At 62.0% G+C, this 26,686-nt stretch carries 24 protein-coding genes; 8 read left to right on the forward strand and 16 right to left on the reverse strand.

The genetic code is table 11. The annotated features are described in order from the left end of the window. Positions 1–194 precede the first annotated feature (194 nt). Both pdhA and SPBM01_RS03065 read left to right on the forward strand, forming a co-directional pair. Positions 195–1,268 (forward strand): pyruvate dehydrogenase (acetyl-transferring) E1 component subunit alpha, encoded by a 1,074-nt coding sequence (gene pdhA, locus SPBM01_RS03060; protein ID WP_188063956.1) that lies wholly within the window; start codon positions 195–197, stop codon positions 1,266–1,268. Beyond that, positions 1,268–2,623, forward strand: coding sequence for a pyruvate dehydrogenase complex E1 component subunit beta (locus tag SPBM01_RS03065; RefSeq protein WP_188063957.1), 1,356 nt, complete (start codon positions 1,268–1,270; stop codon positions 2,621–2,623). The genes pdhA and SPBM01_RS03065 overlap by 1 nt, the downstream gene beginning before the upstream one ends. Before the next feature lie 40 nt (positions 2,624–2,663). Here the strand turns inward: SPBM01_RS03065 and SPBM01_RS03070 are convergent, their stop codons facing one another. Genes SPBM01_RS03070 through SPBM01_RS03080 form a run of 3 tightly spaced genes read right to left on the reverse strand, consistent with a single transcriptional unit; the run spans position 2,664 to position 5,910 of the window. After that, on the reverse strand, positions 2,664–3,332 hold the full coding sequence (locus tag SPBM01_RS03070) for a TadE/TadG family type IV pilus assembly protein (RefSeq protein ID WP_262504313.1): 669 nt from the start codon (positions 3,330–3,332) through the stop codon (positions 2,664–2,666). Beyond that, entirely contained in the window at positions 3,329–3,925 is a 597-nt protein-coding gene (locus SPBM01_RS03075) for a TadE/TadG family type IV pilus assembly protein (protein ID WP_188063958.1), read from the reverse strand. Before SPBM01_RS03075 ends, SPBM01_RS03070 begins: the two co-directional genes overlap by 4 nt. Further along, positions 3,922–5,910, reverse strand: coding sequence for a TadE/TadG family type IV pilus assembly protein (locus SPBM01_RS03080; RefSeq protein WP_188063959.1), 1,989 nt, complete (start codon positions 5,908–5,910; stop codon positions 3,922–3,924). The genes SPBM01_RS03075 and SPBM01_RS03080 overlap by 4 nt, the downstream gene beginning before the upstream one ends. Positions 5,911–6,056: 146 nt before the next feature. On the opposite strand from SPBM01_RS03080, the gene SPBM01_RS03085 reads away from it, so the two are divergent. Continuing rightward, positions 6,057–6,710 carry a hypothetical protein gene (locus tag SPBM01_RS03085; RefSeq protein ID WP_188063960.1) on the forward strand — a complete coding sequence of 218 codons (654 nt, stop codon included), beginning with the start codon at positions 6,057–6,059 and terminating at the stop codon, positions 6,708–6,710. Between the two features lie 24 nt (positions 6,711–6,734). Next, on the forward strand, positions 6,735–7,199 hold the full coding sequence (locus tag SPBM01_RS03090; RefSeq protein ID WP_188063961.1) for an EF-hand domain-containing protein: 465 nt from the start codon (positions 6,735–6,737) through the stop codon (positions 7,197–7,199). 82 nt (positions 7,200–7,281) lie between these two features. On the opposite strand, the gene trmFO is transcribed toward SPBM01_RS03090, so the two are convergent. The 4 genes from trmFO to SPBM01_RS03110 all read right to left on the reverse strand — a co-directional run bounded on the left by trmFO (position 7,282) and on the right by SPBM01_RS03110 (position 12,681). Then, positions 7,282–8,625, reverse strand: a complete 1,344-nt coding sequence (gene trmFO, locus SPBM01_RS03095; RefSeq protein WP_188063962.1) for a methylenetetrahydrofolate--tRNA-(uracil(54)-C(5))-methyltransferase (FADH(2)-oxidizing) TrmFO — start codon at positions 8,623–8,625, stop codon at positions 7,282–7,284. Between the two features lie 758 nt (positions 8,626–9,383). Further along, positions 9,384–10,739 (reverse strand): IS66 family transposase, encoded by a 1,356-nt coding sequence (gene tnpC, locus SPBM01_RS03100; protein ID WP_188062681.1) that lies wholly within the window; start codon positions 10,737–10,739, stop codon positions 9,384–9,386. A gap of 12 nt (positions 10,740–10,751) precedes the next feature. After that, positions 10,752–11,186 carry a zinc ribbon domain-containing protein gene (locus SPBM01_RS03105; protein ID WP_223177763.1) on the reverse strand — a complete coding sequence of 145 codons (435 nt, stop codon included), beginning with the start codon at positions 11,184–11,186 and terminating at the stop codon, positions 10,752–10,754. 190 nt (positions 11,187–11,376) lie between these two features. Beyond that, positions 11,377–12,681 (reverse strand): dicarboxylate/amino acid:cation symporter, encoded by a 1,305-nt coding sequence (locus tag SPBM01_RS03110; protein WP_188063964.1) that lies wholly within the window; start codon positions 12,679–12,681, stop codon positions 11,377–11,379. A gap of 239 nt (positions 12,682–12,920) precedes the next feature. On the opposite strand from SPBM01_RS03110, the gene SPBM01_RS03115 reads away from it, so the two are divergent. After that, the gene (locus SPBM01_RS03115; RefSeq protein ID WP_410483043.1) at positions 12,921–14,246 is read left to right on the forward strand and encodes a M20/M25/M40 family metallo-hydrolase; all 1,326 of its coding nucleotides are present in this window, start codon (positions 12,921–12,923) and stop codon (positions 14,244–14,246) included. A gap of 100 nt (positions 14,247–14,346) precedes the next feature. On the opposite strand, the gene leuA is transcribed toward SPBM01_RS03115, so the two are convergent. From leuA to miaA, 7 genes are all read right to left on the reverse strand, one after another. Further along, the gene (gene leuA / locus SPBM01_RS03120) at positions 14,347–16,020 is read right to left on the reverse strand and encodes a 2-isopropylmalate synthase (protein WP_188063966.1); all 1,674 of its coding nucleotides are present in this window, start codon (positions 16,018–16,020) and stop codon (positions 14,347–14,349) included. Between the two features lie 252 nt (positions 16,021–16,272). Next, positions 16,273–16,890: a YceI family protein gene (locus SPBM01_RS03125; RefSeq protein WP_188063967.1), complete on the reverse strand. Its 618-nt coding sequence runs from the start codon at positions 16,888–16,890 to the stop codon at positions 16,273–16,275. Positions 16,891–17,136: 246 nt separating this feature from the next. Further along, positions 17,137–18,156, reverse strand: a complete 1,020-nt coding sequence (ilvC, locus tag SPBM01_RS03130) for a ketol-acid reductoisomerase (protein ID WP_188063968.1) — start codon at positions 18,154–18,156, stop codon at positions 17,137–17,139. Between the two features lie 187 nt (positions 18,157–18,343). Continuing rightward, the gene (gene ilvN / locus SPBM01_RS03135) at positions 18,344–18,859 is read right to left on the reverse strand and encodes an acetolactate synthase small subunit (protein ID WP_056682062.1); all 516 of its coding nucleotides are present in this window, start codon (positions 18,857–18,859) and stop codon (positions 18,344–18,346) included. After that, positions 18,859–19,218 (reverse strand): hypothetical protein, encoded by a 360-nt coding sequence (locus SPBM01_RS03140; RefSeq protein WP_188063969.1) that lies wholly within the window; start codon positions 19,216–19,218, stop codon positions 18,859–18,861. The genes ilvN and SPBM01_RS03140 overlap by 1 nt, the downstream gene beginning before the upstream one ends. A 24-nt stretch (positions 19,219–19,242) precedes the next feature. Continuing rightward, the gene (locus tag SPBM01_RS03145; protein WP_188063970.1) at positions 19,243–20,994 is read right to left on the reverse strand and encodes an acetolactate synthase 3 large subunit; all 1,752 of its coding nucleotides are present in this window, start codon (positions 20,992–20,994) and stop codon (positions 19,243–19,245) included. Between the two features lie 102 nt (positions 20,995–21,096). Next, on the reverse strand, positions 21,097–22,041 hold the full coding sequence (gene miaA / locus SPBM01_RS03150; protein ID WP_188063971.1) for a tRNA (adenosine(37)-N6)-dimethylallyltransferase MiaA: 945 nt from the start codon (positions 22,039–22,041) through the stop codon (positions 21,097–21,099). Here miaA and serB point away from each other — a divergent pair. The 3 genes from serB to SPBM01_RS03165 all read left to right on the forward strand — a co-directional run bounded on the left by serB (position 22,040) and on the right by SPBM01_RS03165 (position 24,871). After that, positions 22,040–22,918 (forward strand): phosphoserine phosphatase SerB, encoded by an 879-nt coding sequence (serB, locus tag SPBM01_RS03155; RefSeq protein ID WP_188063972.1) that lies wholly within the window; start codon positions 22,040–22,042, stop codon positions 22,916–22,918. The two genes, miaA and serB, sit on opposite strands and share 2 nt — an antisense overlap. A 163-nt stretch (positions 22,919–23,081) precedes the next feature. Then, positions 23,082–23,333, forward strand: coding sequence for a hypothetical protein (locus SPBM01_RS03160; protein WP_188063973.1), 252 nt, complete (start codon positions 23,082–23,084; stop codon positions 23,331–23,333). Between the two features lie 29 nt (positions 23,334–23,362). After that, positions 23,363–24,871 (forward strand): L,D-transpeptidase family protein, encoded by a 1,509-nt coding sequence (locus tag SPBM01_RS03165; protein ID WP_188063974.1) that lies wholly within the window; start codon positions 23,363–23,365, stop codon positions 24,869–24,871. Positions 24,872–24,992: 121 nt separating this feature from the next. Here the strand turns inward: SPBM01_RS03165 and ruvX are convergent, their stop codons facing one another. Both ruvX and SPBM01_RS03175 read right to left on the reverse strand, forming a co-directional pair. Next, the gene (ruvX, locus tag SPBM01_RS03170; protein ID WP_188065531.1) at positions 24,993–25,463 is read right to left on the reverse strand and encodes a Holliday junction resolvase RuvX; all 471 of its coding nucleotides are present in this window, start codon (positions 25,461–25,463) and stop codon (positions 24,993–24,995) included. A gap of 27 nt (positions 25,464–25,490) precedes the next feature. After that, the gene (locus tag SPBM01_RS03175; RefSeq protein WP_188065532.1) at positions 25,491–26,606 is read right to left on the reverse strand and encodes a DUF3089 domain-containing protein; all 1,116 of its coding nucleotides are present in this window, start codon (positions 26,604–26,606) and stop codon (positions 25,491–25,493) included. Positions 26,607–26,686 lie beyond the last annotated feature (80 nt).

Raw genomic sequence — 26,686 nt, forward strand, 5'->3', positions numbered from 1 at the left:
TGGAACGATGCGACACTCTAAACTTTGATCATCGGATTTGCGTCAGATTTAACGCAGCGCGCGCCGAGCCATCAGTTTTATGCTGATGCTATTGCTTATGCCCGGATTCCGTGGGGTCCGCCGTTGCATTGCGGGTGGTTCTGGCTCTATATCGGGCTTCCTTCCATCCGACCCCACGCAAAAGGATAAGAGCCTTGGCGAAACCAACGACGCCGCGTCCTACACGCGCAAAGGCAGAGGCAAAAAGCCCCGCCGGCGCGGATCACAACCGGCCTCGCCCCGAAACACCCACCGATTACAAGGCCAGCAAGGAAGAACTGCTGGAATTCTACCGGCAGATGGTTCTCATTCGTCGCTTCGAGGAGAAAGCGGGCCAGCTTTACGGCCTGGGCCTCATCGGCGGCTTCTGTCACCTCTATATCGGCCAGGAAGCCGTAGCGGTCGGCATCCAGTCGGCGCTCGTCCCCGGCAAGGACAGCGTGATCACCGGCTATCGCGACCATGGTCACATGCTCGCTTATGGCATTGATCCCAACCTGATCATGGCCGAACTGACGGGCCGTGAAGCCGGCATTTCGCGCGGCAAGGGCGGTTCGATGCACATGTTCAGCGTCGAACATAAATTCTTCGGCGGTCATGGCATCGTCGGCGCGCAGGTGTCGCTGGGCGCGGGCCTTGGCTTTGCCCATAAATATAATGGCGACGGTGGCGTGTGCGTGGCCTATTTTGGCGACGGCGCGGCCAACCAGGGCCAGGTATATGAATCCTTTAACATGGCCGAACTTTGGAAACTTCCGATCATCTTCGTGATCGAAAACAACCAATATGCCATGGGAACCAGCGTCAATCGCGCTTCGGCCGAAGACCAACTCTACCGTCGCGGTGAAAGTTTCCGTATCCCCGGCCTTCAGGTCGACGGCATGGACGTGCTGGCCGTGCGCGGCGCGACCGAAGAAGCGCTCAAATGGGTGCAGGGCGGCAACGGTCCGATTCTGCTTGAAATGAAGACCTACCGCTATCGCGGCCATTCCATGTCCGACCCGGCCAAATATCGCTCGCGTGAAGAAGTGCAGGCGATGCGCGACAAGTCCGACCCGATCGAGGGCGTAAAGGCCTATCTGACCGCGCAGGGCGTGGGTGAGGACGAACTCAAGAAGATCGACCAGGACATTCGCAAGATCGTGAGCGAAGCGGCTGATTTTGCCGAAAGCTCGCCTGAGCCGGACATGGCCGAACTCTATACAGACGTGCTGGTGGAGCAATATTGATGGGTATCGAAATCAAGATGCCGGCGCTCTCGCCGACGATGGAAGAAGGCACGCTGGCCAAGTGGCTGGTCAAGGAAGGCGATGACGTCCGTTCGGGCGACATTCTGGCCGAGATCGAAACCGACAAGGCGACAATGGAATTTGAGGCCGTGGACGAAGGCAAGATTGGCCAGATCCTGATCGCCGAAGGTTCCGAAGGCGTCAAAGTCGGCACTGTCATCGCCACGATGGCGGGCGAAAATGGCGAAGAAGCGGCTCCCGCGCCCAAGGCGGCAGCACCGATCAAGGCTGAAGCTGCACCTGCCGAAGCGCCCAAGAAGCCGGTCGCCGCCAAAGCGAGCGTTGCCGATCCCAGCCTGCCCGAAGGCACCGAGTTTGTAAAAACCACGGTCCGCGAAGCGCTGCGTGATGCGATGGCCGAAGAAATGCGCGCCGACGAGCGCGTATTCGTCATCGGTGAGGAAGTCGCTGAATATCAGGGTGCCTATAAGGTCACTCAAGGCCTGCTCGACGAATTTGGGGCAAAGCGCGTCATCGACACGCCGATCACCGAATATGGCTTCGCTGGCATCGGCACCGGCGCGGCCATGGGCGGCCTGCGTCCGGTGGTTGAATTCATGACGTTCAATTTCGCCATGCAGGCGATCGACCACATCATCAATTCGGCGGCCAAGACCAATTACATGTCGGGCGGCCAGATGCGCTGCCCCATCGTGTTCCGTGGTCCCAATGGCGCGGCCAGCCGCGTCGGCGCGCAGCATAGCCAGAATTACGGTCCCTGGTATGCGGCGGTCCCTGGCCTCATCGTCATCGCGCCTTATGACGCGGCCGATGCCAAGGGTCTGCTGAAAGCGGCGATCCGCAGCCAGGACCCGGTCGTGTTCCTCGAAAACGAACTGCTCTACGGTCGCAGCTTCGACGTGCCGAAGGTGGACGACTATGTCCTGCCGATCGGCAAGGCGCGGATCATGCGGGCGGGCAGCGACGTGACGCTGGTCAGCTATTCGATCGGCGTGGGGCTTGCGCTCGAAGCCGCCGAAGCGCTGGCGGCCGAAGGTATCGACGCCGAAGTCATCGACCTGCGCACCCTGCGTCCGCTCGATACGGCCACTGTGCTGGAAAGCCTGAAAAAGACCAACCGCCTGGTGGTGGTGGAAGAAGGCTGGCCGACCTGCTCGATCGCGTCGGAAATCGCGGCCGTGGTCATGGAACAGGGCTTCGACGACCTCGACGCCCCGGTGCTGCGCGTAACAAACGAGGACGTGCCGTTGCCCTATGCCGCAAATCTGGAAAAGGCAGCGTTGATCGACGTCCCGCGCATCGTCGCGGCAGCCAAGAAGGTCTGCTACAAATAAAGGGGAAGGGGCGACCTGTCCGGGTCGCCCCTTTTTCATGTCAGGTGCAGGATGCCGTGGCCGATGCGCCCAGATTGCCTGCATTTTTGATTGCCTGATCGGTGCGCTCACGCACTGTAAAGGCGCTGGTATATCGAATGATCTTCGCCCCGAAGAGGGTGTTGGATACCAGTGGCTGATAATTATACGCCACTTCCACGAACATCACTGCGCTGCTGCTGGCTGCCTGGATCTTGGTCGCGGCCGTCGTCCCTGGTCCCATGCCATTTGCCATGGTGGCGTTGGTCTTGCCATTATTCTCCACGCCATAGCTCGACGTGAAACTGCCCTGACCCCAGCATCGCTGCCAGCGTATATATTGTCCGGTATTGGGGGAACTTAACCCGTTGGGTTCCAGATCGGACAGGAAGATGCGGCCATTCGCCTTGAGTTTGAGCGATGCCGATGACAGGTCTGCGCCGGTCATGATTTCGTTGATGTCCGCTTCGTCTATGGATGTGCGGATGCGGGCGGCATTGTCCGCCACCATCATCGCAACCTGGCTGACCCGCATATGGGCCAGCGCCAGATTGGCCGTTTCCAGCCCCGCCATGGACAGCACGACCAGTACCGGCAGCGAAAAAGCGAATTCGACCAGCGCGACACCGCGCTCATTGCGGCGGATGGATGTCATGCGCGCGCGCAGGCGCTGATAGGTCCGGCCGTTCATGAGCATCGCACCGTTGGCGTTCCCTGGTTCGCCCAAGGCTGGTTTCGCACCATGGTCATGGCGCTGGCGGACTGCGTTTCGCTCCACCCCAGCATTTTGGCGAGCGGGAACATGCGCGGCATCGACACCGTGACTTCATAATAGACGATATCGTCCGCGCCGCCCAGACCGCTGGCACCAGCCGCGGCGTCATAGGTGCTGTTCCCATTGGCGTCCTCGTAACAATCGCCGCTATTATAGCTGCCCAACGGCGCAGTATCGGTTGTGATCTTTTCGGGTTTTCCCACGCGCGAGAAATTATAATAGCTTTTCTTGACGACTGACGTGGTTCCGTTCTTGGCATTGATGGTCGACATCTGATTTTCGATATAGGCGTCGATCTGCGTCGCGTTGAGCGTGCCGACCGACGAAGACCGTGCCGCCCGTTCCAGCACGCCGCGCGTCACCGAACGCAGGTAGGATTGATAGGCCAGGTCGCCAATGCCCATGATCGTGAGGAACAGGGGCGCTGCGATCAGCCCGAATTCGACCAGCGTGACACCACGCGCATCGTCGCGCAGCCGGTTCAGCAATCGTGCGGTCGCCCCGATCATTGCGACAGCCTCAGGCCGCCGATATTCTTGGCGATGTCCTTGAACTTTTCGGTAAGAGAGGCGGCGGTGTAAGCCATCATCCAGTGATTGCTGCTCGACGCGCAGCCCTGCAACTGGGACGTTATGTCGCCTTCCGACTGATTGCGGAAGCCGATGACCCATACGGTAATGCCCTTGCCCTTGACTGCGTTGCACAGCATTTCCAGGCGCCGGTTGTGGACAGCGGTCAGCCCTGTGTCATCAGTGCTGGTTGCTGCCACGCGCCCATCCTGTTTTTGATACCCATAGGCACCATAGACTCTGTCGTAGGCGCTCATGTCGCCATCCGTCATGAACACGATGTGGCGCGATATGTTGAAGCCATTGGGCGCGTTTCCATTGTCGGCTGAAAAGATACCTGTTGGCGACAGGAAGCGCGCGCCCCAGATCATGCCGATGTCATGATAGGTGCCACCGACTGCGATCAGCCCATTGACATAGGTGTTGAAGCTGCTGCTCTGTCCGGTCGGCGTGCTGGTGCGGTCGGCATAGCTGGTCAGCTTGCGCGACTGACTTGGGCAGGCGTTCCAGCCGCCGCTGGATGCACGATACCAGTCACCGCCATTATCCTCTCTGTTGTCATGTAGCCACCGACCAGAGGAATTGAACATGACTTGTGGCCAATGCGGTCGCCACTTCGTGTCCGCGTTGGTCGGCAAAGTGTCGATTTGCAGGTCGTAGGCAGTATCCGGGATCGATGCGGTGGACGTCGATGCCGTTATCGTGCTGTCGGTCGACCGTTCCTCGATACAGCCGAGCCAAGTCGACGTCGAAGCTACAGCTGTGTTGTTCGCATCATTGGGCGAGCTGGCGTTATAAGTCGGATTGGAGACCGAATTACCCGAAATAAAGCCTGAAACATCGACTGCGAACTGGCCATATTCCCAATAATAAAATGTCGTGCCTAGCCCTGCCGTATATGTCGTAGCATAGGTTGTTGCAACTATATCTTCTCGTCTTACACACTTGCGGTCGTTCCAACCGGATGGGGTGTTGGTTGAACCATTGAAACTGTGATAGCTATAGGTTGTAGTAGTAGTATTAGAAGGTGCATTGCCATTTTTTGAAGGGTTTGTTCCTGAATTATTGCCATAGGCTGTGCATTGTGAAGCGGACAATGTTGATGAGGTTGAGGCATTATTCGCCGCAGTGGCTGTCGAATAGCAATTGTTCAATCCATAGCGTCGATAGCAGGTCGAAGGTGTCGAAGAAGTTTCATAATAATATAGCGCGCGCCGCGTCCGATAGGGCGCGGTTTCGCCTGCCGTACCGCCCAGCATGGCGCTCGACGGCAATTGATAGCCGACATTGACGGTCGAACTATAGGGCATGAAGCCATAGCGGATACGCCCGGTGTTGTTTGATCCCGCGCCCAGCGTGTCGTAAAAATCCTTCACCGCCTGCTGCAATGCGGCCATGCGCGTCGTGGTGCCGCCGGCGCCGTCGCTGATCGACTGGGCCATCGACCCGGTGGTATCCAGCACCAGCATCACGTCGGTATTGCCGATGTCGAAGCGGGATTCGCAGGTCACTTCCAGCGGCATTTCGGTATATTTGAAAATCCGCATCACGGTGGTCGGCATTTTGGTGACGGCTGAAACCTGTACCGTGGTCGTTTCGCTGGGCTTGCTCTGGATCGTCGGGACGAAGCTTTCGGTCTGGAACGTGTTTTGCGGGAAGTTGAAGTCGAAAAACTTCTTGGCTTCGGCTTTGTTGGCGTCCGTCATGGAGGATGTCGTCATGGCGCGTCGTCCCGCCAGCGCGGCGGCGTCGCACGCTTGCTGCAAACGGGCGCGGACCATATAGGCGCGGCTCATGTCCAGACCGCCGCCGATCAGCGCGGCCAGCGGAATGATCGCCGCTGCCACGATCGCCATGACATTGCCCGACTGGCTGCGTAATAGCCGGTTCAGAAATCCCTGAGGATGCTTGATCTGCTTGCCCATTTGTCCGCCATCACCCATGTCGTTGCCCTGTCGCCCCCCACATCAGGGCAAGGCAGCCTTTTCGCCTATGCAGGCCCAGTGGTTAGAATGTGTATGAGGAACATGGTTAAAGGACCGCTAACCACCACAGGCCGCAAGGTGCGCCGATGAGCGATGGGGAACTGCCTCCGCTCGTCATGCTGCTCAGCGCCCATGCCGGGGCGCAGGCGGACCGGCACCGGGCGATATGGGCGTTTGACGGTCGGCTGGCCACCATCGCCCGCACCACCAGCGAAGCGATGATCGGGCAGATGCGGCTGGCCTGGTGGAATGACGTCATCGACGATCCCCATGGCGTCAAGGGGCAGGGCGAGCCGGTGATCGAACAGATGCGGGCGGCCGGGGTGATGGCGGCACCGGGCCTGACCGCGATGATCGACGGTTGGGAAGTGTTGGTGGTGGAGCCGGAGATCGACGGTCAGGGGCTGCGCGATTATGCGGCCGGGCGCGGCGGGGGCTTGTTCCGGGCGCTGGCCGATGCGCCCGACGCCCCGGACTGGCTGGATGAGGCCGGGCAGGTGTGGGCGTTGTGGGATTTGTCGGGGCATGTCGGTGACGATGCGCTGGCCGACGCGGCATTGGGGCAGGCGCGCGCGGTGTTGGAGACGATGCCGCTCATCCGCTGGCCCGGTGCATGGAAGCCATTGCGCCTTGCCTATGGGTTGGCGCGGCAGGACGTGCTGGCGGGGCGTCGTGCGCCGGTCGGGGTATCGCGGGGCATGGCTTTGCGGCTGTTGCGGCTGGCCCTGTTCGGGCGTTAGACTGGTCCGGCAAAGGGAGATTCCATGGGACGATTGCTGGCAGGCGGGATGGCGGCGTTGCTGCTGGTGGCGGGCGGTCTGTTCTGGTGGCAGGGGCGCGCCAGCAACCAGCCGGTGCCGCAACTCGCGCTTGCCCCGCCACCGCCGCCCGAAATCGAGGGCTTGCCGGAGGGCGATGCCGATGCGGTGGGGGAAGCACCGCCCATGCCTTCCCAAGCCAGTCCGCAGAACCGGGAGCAGAAGCGTTTCGCCCGTTATGACCGCAACCGTGATGGCATCATCACCCGCATCGAAATGCTGGGCAGCCGGACCAAAGCGTTCAAGGCGCTGGACAAGGATGGCGACAATCTCCTGTCTTTCGAGGAATGGGCCGCCGCCACGTCCGACCGCTTTGGCGCGGCGGATGCGGACAAGGACGGCAAGCTGACCCCGACCGAGTTCGCCGCGACTGCACCCAAGCGCGCAGCGAAGGCGAAGTGCCGCTGTTGACGGGATGCGTGTTCCCGCGAAGGCGGGAACCCAGTCCTGCCGTCAGAACTGGACTCCCGCTTTCGCGGGAGAACGTCGGTCTTCACGCTGCTGTCATTTCCCCCAGCCATTCCCCCAGCGACGCCCGCGCCCGCGCGGTATAGGCTTCCTTGCGTTGCTTCTTCTTCACATCGTCCAGTGTAGGAAAGAGGCCGAAATTGACGTTCATCGGCTGATAGTCCGCCGTCGCGACATTGCCCGTCACATGGCCGAGCAGCGCGCCGAGTGCCGTGTCGGCGGGCGGCGCGCTCATGGTGCGGCCCGTCAGTTCCGCCACGGCAAAGCGCCCGGCGAGCAGGCCGATCGCGGCGCTTTCCACATAGCCTTCACACCCGGTCATCTGCCCGGCGAAGCGGATATGCGGGGCGCTCCGCAACCGCAGCGTCCCGTCCAGCAATTTGGGCGACTGGATGAAAGTGTTGCGGTGCAGCCCGCCCAGCCGCGCAAATTCCGCGTTCTGGAGGCCGGGGATGGTGCGGAACAGTTCCATCTGCGCGCCATGTTTCAGCTTGGTCTGGAAACCGACCATGTTCCACAATGTGCCGCTGGCATTGTCCTGCCGCAACTGCACCACCGCATAGGGCCAGCGCCCGGTGCGCGGATTGTCGAGGCCCATCGGCTTCATCGGCCCGTGCCGCAATGTTTCCGGCCCGCGCGACGCCATCACCTCGATCGGCATACAGCCCTCGAAATAAGGAGTGTTCGTCTCCCATTCCTTGAAAACGGTCTTTTCGCCGTCGATCAACCCCTGAACAAAGGCCTGATACTGGTCCTTGTCCATCGGGCAGTTGATATAATCCTTGCCCTCGCCACCGCCGGGGCCAATTTTGTCCCAGCGATTGGCCATCCAGCACTGGTCCATGTCGATACTGTCATGATGCACGACCGGCGCGATCGCGTCGAAGAAAGCGAGATGCTCCATCCCCGCCGCCTGACCGATGCTGGCAGCCAGCGCAGGCGCGGTCAGCGGGCCAGTGGCCACGATGGTCATGCCCTGCGTCGGCAGCGTATCGATCCGTTCGCGCACGACCTCCACATTGGGATGTTCGGTCAGCGCGCGGGTGACGGCGCCCGAAAAGACGTGGCGATCCACCGCCAGCGCGGAGCCGGCCGGCACCTTGGCCGGTTCGGCGCTCGCCATGATGAGCGAGTCCAGCCGCCGCATTTCCTGATGCAGCAGCCCCACGGCATTCTTGTCCGCATCATCGGAACGGAAGCTGTTGGAGCAGACCAGTTCGGCGAGGCCGTCGGTCTGATGCGCAGGCGACATATCGCCCGCTCCGCGCATTTCCGACAGGCGCACCTTGAAACCCGCCTGCGCCAGTTGCCACGCCGCTTCCGATCCGGCGAGGCCGCCGCCAATGATATGCACCTGATAGTCTGACATGGCCTGATATTCTGACATTTTTCGTGTGACTTTACATCTGTTCCGCCGGTTCGGCGCTATCGGGTCGCCAGTGGGACATATCGCCGATCTAGGCAAGACACATAGCCGGGTTGGGGCCAGTAGGACAGGGTGGGGTTGTGGAGACTGTGAAGTTCACACCGTTGCAGAGTGCGCATTTGTGCCGGAAAGGGGGCGTGCGGATGACTTTGCAATAGGAGGGTTTTTGCGAAGTAAAGGATCTGTTCCGACTTTTACTCATTAATCTCATTAATAAAGCGTAATGTAGATGTTGAATATAGATCTGATTTTCTATCGTTGCGAAATCATAACGCGCATTTACATTACGCCTTGACTGCATTTGTGATTGAACATCGAGAAGTTGCAACCTGGCTGTGTATAAAGCCCATGTTGACTTCTCTTACTCGCCGCGATCCGCCGGCTGGAACAAGCTCATATACAATCCGGCTATTATTATCCATGTCAGTCCCAGAAGAGCCTTGGTGATTGCATTCCAGCGTAAAGTCCTTAATCGCAAATGGGGCAGAATTCTTGACAGTAAATCGCACTAGTTGGATGCTTCCGAATCCACCTTTCTCCCAAGTGAACTTGGTGAGTTCGAGAGCTTCTTCTGGATGTTCCTCAAGGCGAGCCAATTTTGTAAGCATGGCCTGATATTGATCGCGTTTGAAGCTAAACTCGTTATTCGCCGGCGCTAGGCGAAGTGTAATTGCTCACGGGGTCGGCAATTGGTGGGCTGATCAGGCGACCACGAATCTGCCGTCGACGAGTTCGCGGATGGCTACGAGGGCCGATTTTCCGCTGAGACGAGCGGTTCCGGTGACGGATCGATATCCAGCGTGGATCTGGGCGCCCCAGTCGGAGCGGAAGCCGTTGGTGACCTTGCGGAACACGACCGAGGGGCGGATCTCGCGCTCTGATATATTGTTGGTCGCAGGGACGTCGCGGTTGGTGAGGAAGACGAAGAACTTGCCCCGCCAGGCCTTGATTTGTTTGAGCAGAACGCGTCCCGCCGGGTGCGCGACAGGCATCTGTACCAGGCGGGTCAGCAGATTGTCGGCCTTCGCGGCGTAGGCGGCCAGCGTCGTGTCCTTCAGGCTGCTTCGTCGCTTGCCGATCCGGATCGCCCAGCGCAGGTGGTCGCGGACTTTGGGAGCGAAGGCGGTATCCCCGCAGTCGATGGCATACTGAACATCGCGCAGGACATGCGCGAGGCAGACCTGATGCTCCTTGCCCAGTTCCTGCTGTCCAGCGTAGCGATCGGAGACCCACACATCAGGTTGGTGGCCGCCCAACACCTCCTCAGCAACACTGCGCGCCCGGCGCGGGGCGATCTTGTGCAGAACCGCGTCTTTCGAGAGGAAGACCCATTGCCAATGGGCAATGCCGTTGGTGCGCGTGGACGTCTCATCGGACGCGATAATCTTTGCCGTGAGCAACTTGTCGGTGATCGCCTTCGTGGCTGCTGTCATTCCGGCCTCCATACGCCTGAACGCGTTGGCGATCGCCCCTTGGGAGATCGTGAGGCCAAACAGCTCCGCAGCAATGCGCGAAAGTCGCTCGAAGCTGACATGGTGGCTGTGATGCAGATAGGCCAGCAGCGAGCGGATGCCGGGGCCAAACGGCGTGCCCGGCTCCATGCCCGCCGGTGCTGCGGCACGGTAGCGACGGCCACATCCCCCGCAGCGCGCACCAAACAATTCGATGCGGGTCACAATCGGACGGATCGGCGGCAGGTCGATATGATCGTAGCGGTGGCGGCAATGCTGGGCCTGCGAGGATATATCGGTCCCGCAATGGCAGCAGCTTGCCGCCATGATGCGTTCGGTTTTGTCCGGCGTCTCGGTCAATGGGCGGTGCTTGCCTTCGCGCGGCGGGCGCTTGCCAGCCTTGGGCTTACCGCCTTTGCCACCGCGCTTGCCAAAGTCGTCCTTCGATGGCGGAATATGCGAATTCCTGGATGTCTTGCGCGGCGTGCCGACCAGGGATTCCAACTCAGAAATCCGCGCTACCAGTCGCTCGATCATCTCGTGCTGCGCGAGCAGCAACTCGTTCTTCTCGGCTTCGGTCAGCACATGAAGCGGCGGCGGTGACATCCGTAGGGTGAATCAGCCAATCGACCTCCGCGCAATACTTTTCTGCCAACCACGTGAGCAATTACGGCGAAGTAACTCTTCGTATGCACGGGCATTTCCTTCAATATCAGAAGCAGGTAAATTCTTAGCCGCTTTCAGTTTAATCGCAATCTCATTTTTGTTGCGCTCTTCAATCGCTTTTGCCTCGGTTGGAGACATAGCTACGGCAGTTGCAACATTACCTTCTGTAGTCTGTTCATCATTCTTTGAGGAGCACATTCCTATAAGGAGGAGAACTCCAAAAATGCCAGCGCATCCTAGAGCGCCGTTTTTTTTGTTTTGAGCATCTACAGCTTTATCAGCGGCGATCTGTGCCTCAGAATACTCAAAACTGCAATGCTTGCAGACGTACGCGTCCTTTTTGATAATTTCTGCACATCGCGGGCATTTCTTCTCATTAGATTTCATATTTCCCCCGAAGCCGAAATTTCGCATCTCACCGCCTTGATTGCTGCGAACATATACAATTTCAAGGCCTAACAGGATTGGATAATTTTATTCTCCAAGTTTTGGCGGAGAGAATTAGGTCACGGCATAATAACGACGAGCCGAAGATATAAAGAGCAATATCCAAGTGTAAAAGTGCTGGTATCGCCCTTCAAACCGCCACCAACGCCCCATCCCCATAATAAGCGCTCTCGTCCAAAATCCCCTCGCGCTTGGCGACGATCACGCCGACCAGCACCTGGCCCGCGACGTTTACTGCCGTGCGGCCCATGTCCAATATCGGGTCGATCGCCAGCAGCAGGCCGACGCCTTCCAGCGGCAGGCCCAGCGTCGATAGCGTCAGCGTCAGCATCACGATCGCGCCAGTCAGTCCGGCGGTCGCGGCGGAGCCGATGACGGAGACGAAGGCGATCAGGGCATAGTCCATGGCGTGCAGCGGGACGTTGTAGAAGCCTGCGACGAAGATCGCCGCCAGCGCGGGGTAGATCGATGCGCAGCCGTCCATCTTGGTGGTCGATGCCAGCGGAATGGCGAAGGCGGCATAGCCCTTGTCCACGCCCAGCCGCTGCGTCACGGCTTCGGTCACGGGCAGGGTGCCGACCGAGGATCGCGAGACGAAGCCCAGCTGGATCGCGGGCCATGCCTTGGCGAAGAAGGGCAGGGGTTTCAAACCATTGGCCGCCAGCAGAGTCGGATAGACGACCAGCAGAACGATACCGAGGCCAAGATAGATCGCGCCGGTGAAAACGCCCAGTTGCGCCAGCGCACTCCAGCCATAGGTGGCGACGGCGGTGCCGATCAGCGCCGCCGACCCGATCGGCGTCAGGCGGATGACCCAGCCCAAAATCGCGCGCACGACCGCCAGCAGCGAGCGGATGAAGGCGAGAAAGGGTTCGGCCTTGTCCCCGACCTTCAAAGTCGCCAGACCGACTGCAATCGAAATAACCAGCAATTGCAGGATGTTGAAGGAGATGCCGGTGGTCGCCGCGCCATCTTCGCCGATTTGGGTGCTGCCCGACAGCGCAAGGCTGTTGCCCGGCACCAGCCCTTTGAGAAAATCGAGCCAGCCGCCCACGGACTCCGGCTGCTTGGTCGCCAGCGCGCCCGCGCCGATGCCTACACCCGGCTGAATGATGAGGCCCAGCGTGATGCCGATGACCACGGCGATCAAGGCCGTGATCGCAAACCACAGCAAGGTCTGCCCCGCGAGCCGCGCTGCATTGTCCAGCGCGCGCAGATTGGCGATCGACGCGACGATGGCGGCGAATACCAGAGGCGGCACGATGGCTTTGAGCAGCGAGACGAAGATCGATCCCACCGTCTTGAGCGCGGTCGCCAGCCAGTTGAGGTCGCCATCCGGCCCCGCGCCGATAGTGCGCGCGACAAGGCCCAGCGCCAGTCCCACGACCATGCCGACCAGCACCTGAAATCCGAAACTGCGATAATGTAGGGCCATGCGCGAACATCCTTTGGGCGACCAACGCACAATATGGGGCGGGGCCGCCCGAATGCGCGCAAGCAATTCTTTATGGGGGTACAACGCGGATAAGGTGGCCCTCTTTCCCGCTGCTGCTGGTTCAAACGCATTGGCCGACACGATCCGCTATGTCAGGATGTACGCCAAGGTCCATCAAGGAGTATCACTATATGAGTTGGCAGCGCTTTGGTGTGATGATGACGGGCGCGATGCTGGCCATGCCCCACGGCGCGCTGGCGGCGGCGGATGAAGGCGTGGCCAAGGCGATATTGATGCGGTCGGTCGCGTTCCGCACTGTCGAGGGAGCGGGGGAAGTCCCTAAACTGGCGGCCTATTATGCGGGCGTGCTGAAAGCGGCGGGCTTTGCCGAGGGCGATATCGTCATCACCCCGATCGGTGAAACGGCGACATTCGCCGCGACCATCAAGGGCAGCAATGCGGCGCTCAGACCCCTGTTGTTGCTGGGCCATATGGATGTGGTGGCGGCGGACCGGGCGGACTGGACCCGCGATCCCTTCGTGCCGGTGGAGGAGGGCGGCTATATTTTTGGCCGGGGGGCGGAGGATAATAAATATGACGTGGCGATGATGGTCGCGACGATGGCGCAATTGCGCAAGGAAGGGTGGAAACCGCGCCGCACCGTGACCCTGCTTTTGTCGGGGGATGAAGAAACAGCGATGCTGACCACCAAGGCACTGGCCGCGCAATATAAGGACGCCGAACTGGTGTTGAACGGCGATGGCGGGGGCGGGTTGCTGAACGAGGATGGCAAACCGGTGCTGTATCAGTTGCAGGCGGGCGAAAAGACCTATGCCGATTTCGAGATCGGCTTTACCGACCCCGGCGGCCATTCAAGTGCGCCGACGCCGGGCAACCCCCTCTATCGGCTGGCCAGGGCGATAGACGCGATCGCGGCCTATCGCTTTGCGCCGATGCGCAATGAACTGACCAAGGCGTCGCTGGCGCTGTCGGCCGACCGGATCGGCGGCGAAGTTGGTGCGGCGATGAAGCTTTATGCGGCAACGGGGGATGCGGCGGCGGCGGAAATGCTGTCGGCGCGCCCGGAATTTATCGGGCAGGTGCGCACCACCTGCGTCGCGACCATGGCGCAGGCGGGCCATGCGCTCAACGCGCTGCCGCAAAGCGCGAAGGTGCAGGTCAATTGTCGCATCTTCCCCGGCGTAGCGATCGACGCGGTGAAGGCGGAACTGGTCAAGGTGGTGGCGGATGGCAGCGCGACCGTCACGACGCTGGGCGATCCGCTGGCCAGCGATGCGTCGCCGTTGCGTGGCGATGTGATGCAGGCGGTGAAGCACGCGGTGCTGGCCCGCGCGCCGGGCATCGCCATCATGCCGGGCATGTCGGCAGGCGCGACCGATAGCCTGTATTTCCGGGCGCAGGGCGTGCCGAGCTATGGCGCGTCCAGCCTGTTCATGAAGGCGCAGGACGGCTTTGCCCATGGATTGAACGAGCGGGTGCCGGTGGCGGGCATCCGCGAATCGCTGGGGCAGTGGGACGCGGTGGTGCGGGCGTTGGCGAAGTAGGGGAAACTGTGCTCCTGCGCAGGCAGGAGCCTAGTTCCGACCTTGGACATCATCGCAACCGCTGGACTGGGTTCCCGCCTTCGCGGGAACACGCAATCTCTTACCCCCGCGCGACCATGCCGTTCGCCGCCGACAGCACGGCCTTGACCGATGCGGTCGCCACGTCGCTGTCGGTGCCGATGCCGAAAACCGTCCGCCCGTCGGGCGTGCGGCATTCGACATAGGCTGCGGCGTTCACGTCCGTCCCCGCGCCGATCGCATGTTCGCTATAGTCGGCAATGTCCAGATCGACGCCCAGTTCATCGCGCAGCGCGGCCAGCACGGACGACAACAGGCCGTTGCCGCGCCCGGAAATGGAACGCTCGCCGCCCTGATAGGCGATCTTGCCGGTAAAGATGCGGTCGCCCGCAACGCCGCTCTCATGATAGTCGATCAGGCTGTAGGCCTGTTCACCGCCGATGCGGTAATGGTCCTGAAATGCGGTCCAGATGTCGGCTGCGCCCAGTTCGCGGCTGCTGCTGTCGGCCAGTGCCTGCACCACGCGGCTGAAATCGGCCTGCATCCGCTTGGGCAGTTTCAGCCCCTTGTCCTGCTGCAACACCCATGCGACGCCGCCCTTGCCCGATTGCGAATTGACGCGGATCACCGCTTCATAATCGCGGCCCAGATCCTTGGGGTCGATCGGCAGATAGGGGACGTCCCAGATCAGGTCGTTGCGCGCTTCCTGTGCGGCAAAGCCTTTCTTGATCGCGTCCTGATGGCTGCCGGAGAAAGCCGTGAACACCAGTTCGCCGGCATAGGGGTGGCGCGGGTGGACCGGCAACTGGTTGCAATATTCGACCGTCTGGATGACATCGTCAATGTCGCTGAAGTCCAGCGCCGGGTTGATCCCCTGCGTGTACATGTTCAGCGCCACGGTGACGATGTCGCAATTGCCGGTGCGTTCGCCATTGCCGAACAGGCAGCCTTCGACTCGGTCCGCGCCCGCCATCAGGCCCAGTTCGGCGGCGGCGACGCCGGTGCCGCGATCATTATGCGGATGCAGCGATATGACCACGCTGTCGCGCTTGCTGATGTGGCGGCACATCCATTCGATCTGGTCGGCATAGATGTTGGGCGTGGCACACTCGACCGTCGCGGGCAGGTTCAGGATCAGCGGCTTGTCCGGCGTGGGCATCAAAATGTCCATCACCGCCTCGCAGCACTCCAGACTGAAATCCAGTTCGGCGGTGGAGAAGGTTTCAGGCGAATATTCGAAATGCCAGTCGGTGTCGGGCTGGGCGGCCGCATTGTCGCGCAGCAGCTTGGCGGCGTGGACCGCGATTTCCTTGATCTGGGGCCGTTCCATGCCGAACACGATCCGCCGCCATGCGGGCGAGACGGCGTTATAGACATGGACGATAGCCTTCTTCGCGCCGCGCAGGCTTTCGAAGGTGGTGGCGATCAGGTCTTCGCGCGCCTGCGTCAGCACCTGCACCATCACATCGTCGGGGATGCGCCCGTCCTTCACCAGCCCGCTGATGAAATCGAACTCGGTCGCGCCTGCCGACGGAAAACCGACCTCGATTTCCTTGACGCCGACTTTGAGCAACAGGTCGAAGAAGCGGCTCTTCTTTTCCGCATTCATCGGGTCGATCAGCGCCTGATTGCCGTCGCGCAGATCGGTCGACAGCCAGCGCGGCGGCGCGGTGATGACCTGGCTTGGCCATTGGCGGTTGGGCAGGTCGATCTGCGGAAAGGCGCGATATTTCTGGGACGGATCGGTCAGCATCATGGGTCAGCTACTTCTTTTGCAGAACGGGCGCGCCAAAAACGGCCCGGTTAACGACTATCAGCGAAAAGGAAGCCCTTAGGCGTATCGACGCTGCCCATAATCGAAAGGCAGCGGAAAAACCACGCCTAAGGGCGTGTAAGTCGTAGCAGGGTAAGAAGGGCGACGCGCTGCATGATGGAAAGCGCTGTAACGCGAAACGGGGCCGACATGCAAGTCGGCCCCGTTCATTGTGTTCGATTATGTCGAAGCGGCTTATTTCTGGAACGCGGCGATGATCTTCAATTCCACCGTGTCGCCCACGACAGGCACGGCCATGCTCATGCCAAAATCGCTGCGCTTGATGGTGCCGGTGGCGACGAAGCCGATATTTTCCTTCTTGTTCATCGGGTTCGCGCCCGCGCCGTAAAATTCGGCGTCCAGCGTGACGGGCTTGGTGATGCCCTTGATCGTCAGATTGCCGGTGATGTCCGCGCCGGTCGCGCCGTCAGGCTTTACCGACGTGGACACGAAAGTCGCGGTCGCAAATTTGGCGGAATCGAAAAATTCCGGCTTCATCAAATGGGTGTCGAGCGCGGGAATGCCAGTCTTGAGGTTGGCGACCGGAATGTCGATCGACACTTTCGAGGCTGCCGGGTTGGCCTTGTCCAGCGTCAGCGTGCCGGTGGGCTGTGCGATCACGCCCATATTGTTGGTAAAGCCCATATGGTCATAGGCAAAGACGATCTGGGTATGGGTCGGTTCGACCGCATAGGTGCCGCCGGTGACTTTCGCCACATCCTTGGTGCCGGGGGTCGCAGCACCCTGCGCAATGACGACGGTGCCGCCGGCAATGGCGATCAGGGCGGCGGCAGGGATAAGATAGTGACGCATGGGACAGACTCTCCAGAAGCAATCAAGGGACGCAACCACAATAGGTCGCGTCCCTCCATTGTTCCAGAGCCGTAACCGGAAACGGATCGTTCCCGCCTTTAAGCCGCTCTCTCGCAAGGAGGGCAGTCGCATAAGGCTTTTCGGTATCCCTGCAACGTCATGCTGAATCAAGTTCAGGATGACGAGAAAGGAGGCGTCAGTGCCATATGCGATAGCCCCGCCTTGCGAGGGAGGGGGGAAGAAGGCTTAGTTCTTTTCCTTGTTCACCAGCGCGTTGGCACCGATCCAGGGCATCATGGCGCGCAGCTTGGCGCCGGTTTCCTCGATCGGGTGGCGCTGGGCGGCGATGCGGCTGGCCTTGAGTTCGGGCTGGCCGGCGCGGTTGTCGAGGACGAAGTCCTTGACGAAGCGGCCCGACTGGATGTCGGCCAATACGCGCTTCATTTCCTTCTTGGTTTCTTCGGTGATGATGCGCGGGCCGGTCTTGATGTCGCCATATTCGGCGGTGTTCGAGATGGAGTAGCGCATGTTGGCGATGCCGCCTTCATACATCAGGTCGACGATCAGCTTGAGTTCGTGCAGACATTCGAAATAGGCCATTTCCGGTGCGTAACCGGCTTCGACCAGCGTTTCGAAACCGGCCTGGACCAGCGCGGTCGCGCCGCCGCAGAGAACAGCCTGCTCGCCGAACAGGTCGGTTTCGCATTCCTCGCGGAAGTTGGTTTCGATGATGCCGCTGCGACCGCCGCCGACGCCGCTGGCGTAGGAGAGGGCAATGTCATGGGCGTTGCCGGTCGCGTCCTGATGGACCGCGATCAGGCAGGGGACGCCGCCGCCGCGCTGATATTCGGAGCGGACGGTGTGGCCCGGACCCTTGGGCGCGATCATGATTACGTCCACGTCAGTGCGCGGTTCGATCAGGCCGAAATGGACGTTCAGGCCATGGGCAAAGGCCAGCGCTGCGCCGGGGCGCAGGTTGGCGTGAATGTCGTCGGCATAAATGGCGGCCTGATGCTCGTCGGGGGCCAGGATCATCAGCACGTCGGCCCATGCGGCGGCCTCGGCGTTCGGCATGACCTTGAAGCCTGCGCCTTCGGCCTTCTTCGCGCTGCCCGAACCGGCGCGCAGGGCAATGGCGACTTCGGCCACGCCGCTGTCGCGCAGATTCTGCGCATGGGCATGACCCTGCGAACCATAGCCCAAAATGGCGACCTTCTTGCCCTTGATCAGGCCGATGTCCGCGTCGTGATCGTAATAAACCTTCATGGATGTTTCCCTCGAACAGATTTCCTCGCCCCGCCGGGGAGAGGATATGAAATCTTGGCTCGGCGAAGCCGGACCTAGATGAAGTTGGAGAGGGGGCATCGCCGTGCCAGCCCCCTCTCCAGCTGCGACTAGGCAGCAAGCTGCCAAGTCTCGCTTCCTCTCCCCCAAAGGGGCGAGGATATTTCCGTTAATTCGCTTCCTTGCCCCGGATCAGGCCGACGACGCCGGTGCGGCCGACCTCTACAAGGCCGATCTGGCGCATCAGGCCGACGAAATTGTCGATCTTGTCGGTGGTGCCGGTGATTTCGAAGATGAAGCTTTCGATCGTGGTGTCGACCACCTTGGCCCGGAACACGTCGGCCAGGCGCAGCGCCTCTATCCGGTCCTCACCCACGCCCGCGACCTTCACCAGCGCCAGCTCGCGCTCCACGAAGGGACCGGCTTCGGTCAGGTCGGTGACCTTATGCACCGGCACCAGCCGGTCGAGCTGGGCAATGATCTGGTCGATCACCTTGGGCGGGCCGTTGGTGACGATGGTGATGCGGCTGACCCCATGATCCTGCGTGATGTCCGCCACGGTCAGGCTGTCGATATTATAGCCGCGCGCGGTGAACAGGCCCGCGATGCGCGCCAATATCCCCGCCTCGTTGGAAACGGTCAGCGACAGGACGTGCCGCTGGCTGAGTTCTTCCTGGATATGCATCACTTGGCTGTCCCGTTATCCGTGTCGTGGCCCGCGTCCGTGTGGACGTGCCGCTCTGAAATCATGGCTGCCAGCGCATAGTGCCAGCCGCCGTCCTGCCGGTGGGCGAGGCGGACGGGGAACCCCGCCACCGCGTCGAACATCCGGCCGATATGTTCCCCCACATAGCGGGGGCTGGCCAACAGGGTGCCGATGTGCCGATCGTGCAGGTCGAACCCTTCGTCCAGATGCACTTCCCATTCCGCATTGTCCCGGTCGGCATGGTCAATGGTCCAGCCGGTCAGTTCCGCCCGGCCCACCATCCGTTCGAAATCCCACGGTTCGCTGACATGGATGCGCAGGTGCAAATGCGTGGTCACACCATTATCCTCATAGCGGCGACCTCACACCAGCGCCTTTGCCTCGTCCGTCATGCTGCCCTTCACCTGGCTGGGGTCGAGCAGCATTTCGGTATGCGCCGCGCCCGACGGGATCATCGGGAAGCAGTTGGACAATTTGGCCACGCGGCAATCGACGATCACCGGGCCGGGCGTGTCGATCATGCGGGCGATTCCGGCTTCCAATTCGTCGCGGCTATCGATGCGGATGCCGGTCCAGCCATAGGCTTCGGCCAGCTTCACAAAGTCCGGCAGGCTGTCGGAATAGCTGTTGGAATAGCGGCTTTGATAGGTCAGTTCCTGCCACTGGCGGACCATGCCCATATATTCATTGTTCAGGATGAAGATCTTGACCGGCAGGCGATACTGGCTGGCGGTCCCCATTTCCTGAATGTTCATCTGGATCGACGCATCGCCCGCGACGCAGATGACCAGACTGTCGGGATTGCCCATTTGCGCGCCGATGGCGGCGGGAAAGCCATAGCCCATCGTGCCAAGGCCACCCGACGTCAGCCATTTGTTGGGCGCGTCGAAACCGAAATGCTGCGCCGCCCACATCTGATGCTGGCCGACTTCGGTGGTGATGATGACGTCCTTGCCGGTCGCTTTCGTCGCGGTGTACAGGTCCGCGATCGCGCGCTGGGGCATGATTTCGGTGCCGCTTTCGGCATAGTCGAGCGACTTTTTCGCGCGCCAGCCTTCGATCTTGTTCCACCAGCCCGACAGATCGGCTTTCTCATGCCCGCGCGCGGTCCACAGCGCCAGCATGTCGGCCAGCGCACTGGCGACATCGGCGACGATGGCGACATCGACATCGACGATCTTGTTGATGCTGCTGCGGTCGATGTCGATATGGACCTTGCGGCTATTGGGCGCAAAAGCGTCCAGACGGCCGGTGACCCGATCATCGAAGCGCGCGCCGATGCAGACGATCAGGTCCGCTTCGTTCATCGCGAAATTGGCTTCGTAAGTACCGTGCATCCCCAACATGCCCAGCCATTGCGGGCCGGACGCAGGGTAGGCACCCAGGCCCATCAGCGTGGAGGTGACCGGCGCGCCGGTCAGCGCGGCGAGTTCACGCAGCAGCGTGGAGGCTTGCGGACCACTGTTGATGACGCCGCCGCCGGTGTAGAAAACCGGCCGCTCCGCCGCCGCCAGCATATCGACCGCTGCGGCTATGCCTGCTGCGTCGGCCTTGACCTGCGGATGGTAGCTGGCGTGGTTGACGGGTTCGGGCCGCTTGTAGGGCGCGGTCGCGATCTGGACATTTTTTGGAATGTCTACGACGACCGGGCCGGGGCGTCCGGTGGTGGCGATATGGAACGCCTCATGAATGACGCCCGCCAGCTTTGCGGGGTCTTTCACCAGATAATTATGCTTGGTGCAGTGGCGCGTGATGCCGATCGTGTCGGCTTCCTGAAAGGCGTCGGTGCCGATCAGTTGCGTGGGAACCTGCCCCGTGATGACGACCATGGGGATCGAATCCATCAGCGCGTCGGTGATGCCAGTGACGGCATTGGTCGCGCCGGGACCGGAGGTGACCAGGACGACGCCGGGCTTGCCGGTCGAGCGGGCATAGCCTTCCGCCATATGAGTCGCGCCCTGTTCGTGGCGGACCAGCACATGCTTGATCGTGGGATGGTTATAGAGCGCATCATAGATGGGCAGCACGGCCCCGCCCGGATAGCCGAACACGACTTCGACGCCCAGATCCAGCAGGCATTCGACCAAAATGTCGGCGCCGCTCTTTTCGGCCACGATGCAATCCCTTCGCTTCATTTCACGTTCCGCCCTTTGCGTCAGGGGACGCGCCTTGGCAAGGTGGACGCCACTAATGGACATAAAATGACGGGTCAAGAGTTATTGTTGTAATTTAATTGCTAATTCAGCGATTAATTTGTCATCAATTTCTCCCTCCTCGCGCAGCCAGTGGGCGGGGGGCTGGTTGGTGAACCAGGTATATTGCCGTTTGGCATATTGGCGCGTGGCCAGCGTGCCGCGTGCGATGGCATTGTCCATGTCGCTGTCGCCAATGATGGCATCGCGTATCTCCGGCACGCCGATGGCGCGCATCACGGGCAGGTCGGGGTTCAGGGCGCGGGCGAGCAGCGCCTCCACCTCCGCCACCGCGCCATCGGCGATCATCCGGGCAAAGCGCCGGTCGCACCGTTCCATCAGCCAGTCGCGCGGCGGGCGCAGGATCATGGGGGCAAGCGTTATGGTATCGCCGATCCCGCCGCTCTTATGCTGCTGCCACGCCTTGAGCGGTTTGCCGGTCGATCGCACGACTTCGAGCGCGCGGGCGACGCGCGTGGTGTCGGCGGGGGCCAGTCGGGCGGCGGCTTCGGGGTCTTCGCGGGTCAGCGCGGCATGGCCGTCCGCCACCGGCAAAGCGCGCACGGTGGCGCGGATTTCCTGGTCGATCTCCGGCACCGGGGCGATCCCGTCCAGCAGCGTGCGGATATAAAGTCCGGTGCCACCGACCAGCACCGGCAGCTTGCCCGCTTCGTGCGCGGCGGCAATTTCCGCCTTAGCCTCAGCGGCCCAGCGTGGCGCGGTGCAGGCCAGCGCCCCGTCGATATGGCCGAACAGGCGATGCGGCACGTCGCCCATTTCCTGCGCCGACGGGCGGGCGGACAGGATGGCCAGATCGGCATAGACCTGGCTGGCGTCGGCATTGATGACGATGCCATCGGTCGCTTGTGCCAGCGCAATGGCGAGCGCGCTCTTGCCGCTGGCGGTGGGTCCGGCAATAAGCGCGACCCGTGGGCGGGATTCGCCGGGATGTGGTTTGGAGTTTGGCATGTTCGTCGCGACCTTAGTGGCAAGTGGCTCAATGGGGCAGGGGGATATTGCAGCGGCGACCGATCGGCTGCGTGAGGCGGGATGCCAACCGAGCGATAGTGCGTGGCTGGACGCGGACAAGGCCGCCGACATCTTCTTTGCCGCAGACCCGGTCGCTGCCCGCGCCGCCCTGATGGATATAGGGCAGGGGATCGATATCATCGTGCAGCCGGTCGCGACCCGCGAAAAGACGCTGATCATCGCCGACATGGATTCGACCATGATCACGGTCGAGTGCATCGACGAACTGGCCGACTATGCCGGGATCAAGCCGCAGATCGCCGAGATCACCGAACGGGCGATGCGCGGCGAACTGGATTTCGAAGGCGCGCTGGACGAACGGGTCGCGCTGCTCAAGGGGCTGGACGACAGCGCCATCGACCGTTGCCGCGCCGAACGAGTGGTCATCATGCCCGGTGCCAAGGCATTGGTCCGCACGATGAAGGCACGCGGCGGGCGCGCTTTGCTGGTGTCGGGCGGCTTCACTCGCTTCACTGGTCCGGTCGCGGAGGAGATTGGTTTCGACGCGGCAGTCGCCAATGTGCTGGATATTGCCGATGGGGCGCTGCTCGGCACGGTCGCCCGCCCGATCGTGGACGCGGCGCGCAAACGCGCCGAACTGGAAGCGGCGATCGCCGGTGGCATCGACCGCGCGCTGACGCTGGCCGTGGGTGACGGCGCGAACGACATTCCGATGATCGAGGGGGCGGGGCTGGGCGTCGCCTATCATGCCAAGCCTAAAACCCGCGCGGCGGCCGCCGCCGAAATCGTCCATGGCGACCTGTCGGCGCTGCTCTATGCGCAGGGCATAGCGTCGGCCGATTGGGTGGCGGAATGATCGGCCACACGGACTATCGTGGTTAAGGCTCTTTTCGTCGTCATTCCGGCAAAGTAATGGAATGGAATGCGCGGCTGGGTCGTTAGCGTCGTGCCGCGCAATTTAGTGGCATGAAGGCGAAACGGCGTGCGGCACTATCGCCAACGCGCCTGAGGGAGATGACATGAAGATCAACCATATGGCTCTGGCCGCTGCGGGCCTGTTCGCGCTGAGCGCCTGCGCGAAGAACGAAGCCCCCGTCACCTATGCGCCGCCCGTCGGCCCCGGTGCGATTGCCGGAACGGTCGCGGCCGACCGCGATGGCGACGGTTATGTCGATGGCTATTATACCGCCGATGGCGTCTATCATGCCGTGCAGGGTCCGCCCTGCCCGATGCCGCCCCCGCCGCCGCCCCGTCGCGGAGAACGCGGCTGATCACTCGGCCAAACGGGGCGCGCGTCCTTATGCGCGCCCTGCCTTTCCTGTGCGGCCTGATGCTGGCCGCCCCCGTGCAGGCCGCGCAATCTGACGCGGTGAGCGCCCCTGTTGCGTCCGGCATAGCGACGGAAATCCGCGCCAATGTCAGCGGCAAGCTGCGCGACTTTTACAGTGCGCGCGGTTTCTGGCCGCTCTGGGTCGACAAGGACCGGATCGGGCCACAGGCCGACGCGCTGCTCGCGCTCATCGCCCAAAGCGGCATGGATGGCCTGCGCCCGCGCGACTATGATGCGCGCGGCCTGACACAGGCGATCGAGGAAGCCGACACGACGGGCGACGCGAAGGCGATCGCCCGCGCCGACCTGGCCCTGTCGCGCGCATTGGCGGGTATCATTGCCGACATGCGCCGTCCTGCACGCGGGCTGGCGATGCGCTACCTCGACCCCGAAGTCACCCCGCGCGATGCCGATCCGTCCGACATATTGCGCGCCGCCGCATTGGTGCCGTCGCTGGCCGATTATATCCAGACCGCAGGCTGGATGAGTCCCTTCTATATGCAGTTGCGCAGCGCCCGCGCCGATTATGCCGAACGTTGGGCCGACTTGCCGGCCATTGCCGTGCCGCAGGGCGTGCGCTTTCGTCCCGGCATCCTGACGCCTGAAACCGCGCTGCTGCGCCATCGGCTTGGGCTGTCGGACGGCACGGCCTATGACAAGGCGCTGGCCGCCAGAGTGCGCGCCTTTCAGGCCGACCATGGGCTGAAGGCCGATGGCGTTGCAGGCGCGCAGACTATTGCGGCGCTCAATCGCGGGCCGGGCGACAATTTGCGGCTGCTGGCACTCAATCTGGAACGGGCGCGGTTGCTGCCCGGTCCCTGGACTCGCCATGTCGTGGTGGACGCAGCATCGGCGCGGCTATGGTATTATGACAAGGGCGCGCTGGACGGCATGATGAAGGTCGTGGCCGGAACGGCGGAGACGCAAACGCCCATGATGGCGGGCATGATCCGCTACGCGACGCTCAACCCCTATTGGAACATTCCGCCCGATCTGGTGCAAAGCCGGGTCGCGCCGAAGATATTGAGCGGCGCGTCGCTGAACGGGCTGGGCTATGAAGCGCTGGCCGACTGGAGCGCCACCCCCGCGCCATTGGCGCAGAGCGCGATCGACTGGCGCGCGGTCGCTGCCGGGCGGGACGAAGTGCGCGTGCGCCAGTTGCCGGGTGGCAGCAATGCGATGGGCCGGGTCAAATTCATGTTCCCCAACGACCTTGGCATCTACCTGCACGACACGCCGCAGCGCGACCTTTTCAGCAAGACCGACCGCCATTTCAGCAATGGCTGCGTCCGGCTGGAGGATGCGCAGCGCCTGTCGCGCTGGTTCTTCGGCACGGCCCCGGCGGCGGAGGGCAGTGCGCCCGAACAGCACAGGCCGCTGCCCCAGCCGGTGCCGGTTTATCTCACCTATTTCACCGCCATCCCGACCGCGCAGGGAGTGCAGTTCCTGCCCGACGTCTATGGCCGGGACGGGGATTAAGGGGCGGCAATTTTGGATTGATACAGCTTCTTCATTGCGAGCGCAGCGAAGCAACCCAATCGCGCGAGATGGATTGCTTCGCTGCGCTCGCAATGAAGATTTAACCCTGGATCATCCCGTTCTAAATCCCGGCGACCAGCCCGTCGATCGCGCCTTGCAGGATGTAGCTTGCCGCCAGTTTATCGACCAGCACGTCGCGGCGCGCGCGGCTGGCGTCTGCTTCCAGCAGGGTGCGGGTGACGGCCTGCGTCGACCAGCGTTCGTCCCATAGCAGGATGGGATAGCCAAGGTCCGCCAGATTTTGCGCAAAGGCGCGCGACGACTGGCTGCGCGGGCTGCCGGTGCCGTCCAGATTGAGCGGCAGGCCAACGACGATGCCCTTCACCTGCTGCTGCGTGATGAAGGTCGCCAGTGCGATCTTGTCCTTGGTGAACTTGCCGCGCGTGATGGTGTGGGCGGGGCTGGCGATCGACCATTGCGCGTCGCACAGCGCCAGCCCGATCGTCTTGGTGCCAACGTCCATGCCGATCAGCCGCCCGCCCTGTGGCAAGACGTCCCGAAAAGCGACGCGATCTGTGGTGACGAGTTTGATGGGGTCCATGGCGTCAGGCCCATGGCATCATTTGACGAACGCGGCCAGCCTTTGCCGTGCATCCTCGCGCACATTGCCCCAGAACAGGCTGTAGTCGTAGACGTGATAATTATTGCCGGGCAGAGTGAACGGACCCATATCCACCGGCTCGCCGATCATCAGCACGCCGCTGGTGTCGCATCGCGCCGGGACCACTCCGGCCAGCAGGCGTGGCGGCTTGCTCTCTTCGCGCGCGTCCAGCGTTCCCTTGTTGGCGCTGGCCGGGGCCGCGCCGTTGAACGCGCCGGTAATGGGATTGGTGCAGAGCATGTGCGTGCCTTTGCGCGGCTTGCCGGTATAGCCGGTCTTGCGCTCGAAACTTTCGACCACGGCGGACGGATCGGCCGGTTCGGCATAGCTTTGCCAGCTGACGATACAGTGCGCCTGATCGCGCCGGGCGCAGGCGGGCAGGCCCAGCGCGGGCAAATCCGCCTCCACCGACACTGGCCAGCCCACGGCATAGACGGCTGCGACACGATCCGCCACGGGCTTGCCGGCCACCTGTTCGCGCACCAGTTGCAACAAATGGCGCGAACCCTGGCTATGCCCCGCCAATATCAGCGGGCCGGTAGGATTGGCTTTGAGGAATGCGGCGAATGCCTGCGTCACGTCGCGATAGGCGGCAGCGAGCGCCTTGTCCCCTTCGGCTCCCTGCGTCAGAAATGCGCCATAATTGGCCTGACGATAGCGCGGCGCCCAGATATTGCCCGCTGCGTTGAAGGCGCTGGCTTGTCCCGCGACGAAGCGGCGTGCGGTCGCATCGGCTTCCTTGTCGCCGATACGCGCGTTCCAGTGCGCATTGCCGAATGTCGTGATGTAACTGGTGGGATGGATGAAGAACACCGCCGCTTTTTGCGGGGACGGGGTGTCGGTAAAGCCTGCGGGCGTCCACAGCGCCGGATTGTCCTGCACCTTGTCGGGCCGCGCCAGCCACATATCGGCCTTGTCATAGGCATTGGCTGGCAGCGGCTGGAGGTCGGTAAAGGCCTCTCGCGGGACCATGACCGCGCGGATCATCTGCATCCCCCAGATGCGATAGGCAAGCAGCGCTGCGATCACCAGCACGACCAGCGCCGCGATGACATACAGGAATTTGCGGGCCACCTGAAACTCTCCGATATGCAGAGGCGGTTCCGCCCCCCTTTTGCGCGCACCTGTCTGGCGCAACGGACAGGAGCGCGCAA

The sequence above is a fragment of the Sphingobium sp. KCTC 72723 genome, assembly GCF_014280435.1.
In the GTDB taxonomy this organism is placed as follows: Bacteria; Pseudomonadota; Alphaproteobacteria; order Sphingomonadales; family Sphingomonadaceae; genus Sphingobium.

Bases quoted from the DNA above. Each gene is read 5' to 3' on its own strand.
- SPBM01_RS03065 (WP_188063957.1), top strand. From the start codon at position 1,268: ATGGGTATCGAAATCAAGATGCCGGCGCTCTCGCCGACGATGGAAGAA.
- SPBM01_RS03070 (WP_262504313.1), bottom strand. From the start codon at position 3,332: ATGAACGGCCGGACCTATCAGCGCCTGCGCGCGCGCATGACATCCATC.
- SPBM01_RS03075 (WP_188063958.1), bottom strand. From the start codon at position 3,925: ATGATCGGGGCGACCGCACGATTGCTGAACCGGCTGCGCGACGATGCG.
- SPBM01_RS03080 (WP_188063959.1), bottom strand. From the start codon at position 5,910: ATGGGCAAGCAGATCAAGCATCCTCAGGGATTTCTGAACCGGCTATTA.
- SPBM01_RS03085 (WP_188063960.1), top strand. From the start codon at position 6,057: ATGAGCGATGGGGAACTGCCTCCGCTCGTCATGCTGCTCAGCGCCCAT.
- SPBM01_RS03090 (WP_188063961.1), top strand. From the start codon at position 6,735: ATGGGACGATTGCTGGCAGGCGGGATGGCGGCGTTGCTGCTGGTGGCG.
- trmFO (WP_188063962.1), bottom strand. From the start codon at position 8,625: ATGTCAGACTATCAGGTGCATATCATTGGCGGCGGCCTCGCCGGATCG.
- tnpC (WP_188062681.1), bottom strand. From the start codon at position 10,739: ATGTCACCGCCGCCGCTTCATGTGCTGACCGAAGCCGAGAAGAACGAG.
- SPBM01_RS03105 (WP_223177763.1), bottom strand. From the start codon at position 11,186: ATGAAATCTAATGAGAAGAAATGCCCGCGATGTGCAGAAATTATCAAA.
- SPBM01_RS03110 (WP_188063964.1), bottom strand. From the start codon at position 12,681: ATGGCCCTACATTATCGCAGTTTCGGATTTCAGGTGCTGGTCGGCATG.
- SPBM01_RS03115 (WP_410483043.1), top strand. From the start codon at position 12,921: ATGCCCCACGGCGCGCTGGCGGCGGCGGATGAAGGCGTGGCCAAGGCG.
- leuA (WP_188063966.1), bottom strand. From the start codon at position 16,020: ATGATGCTGACCGATCCGTCCCAGAAATATCGCGCCTTTCCGCAGATC.
- SPBM01_RS03125 (WP_188063967.1), bottom strand. From the start codon at position 16,890: ATGCGTCACTATCTTATCCCTGCCGCCGCCCTGATCGCCATTGCCGGC.
- ilvC (WP_188063968.1), bottom strand. From the start codon at position 18,156: ATGAAGGTTTATTACGATCACGACGCGGACATCGGCCTGATCAAGGGC.
- ilvN (WP_056682062.1), bottom strand. From the start codon at position 18,859: ATGCATATCCAGGAAGAACTCAGCCAGCGGCACGTCCTGTCGCTGACC.
- serB (WP_188063972.1), top strand. From the start codon at position 22,040: ATGTTCGTCGCGACCTTAGTGGCAAGTGGCTCAATGGGGCAGGGGGAT.
- miaA (WP_188063971.1), bottom strand. From the start codon at position 22,041: ATGCCAAACTCCAAACCACATCCCGGCGAATCCCGCCCACGGGTCGCG.
- SPBM01_RS03160 (WP_188063973.1), top strand. From the start codon at position 23,082: ATGAAGATCAACCATATGGCTCTGGCCGCTGCGGGCCTGTTCGCGCTG.
- SPBM01_RS03165 (WP_188063974.1), top strand. From the start codon at position 23,363: ATGCGCGCCCTGCCTTTCCTGTGCGGCCTGATGCTGGCCGCCCCCGTG.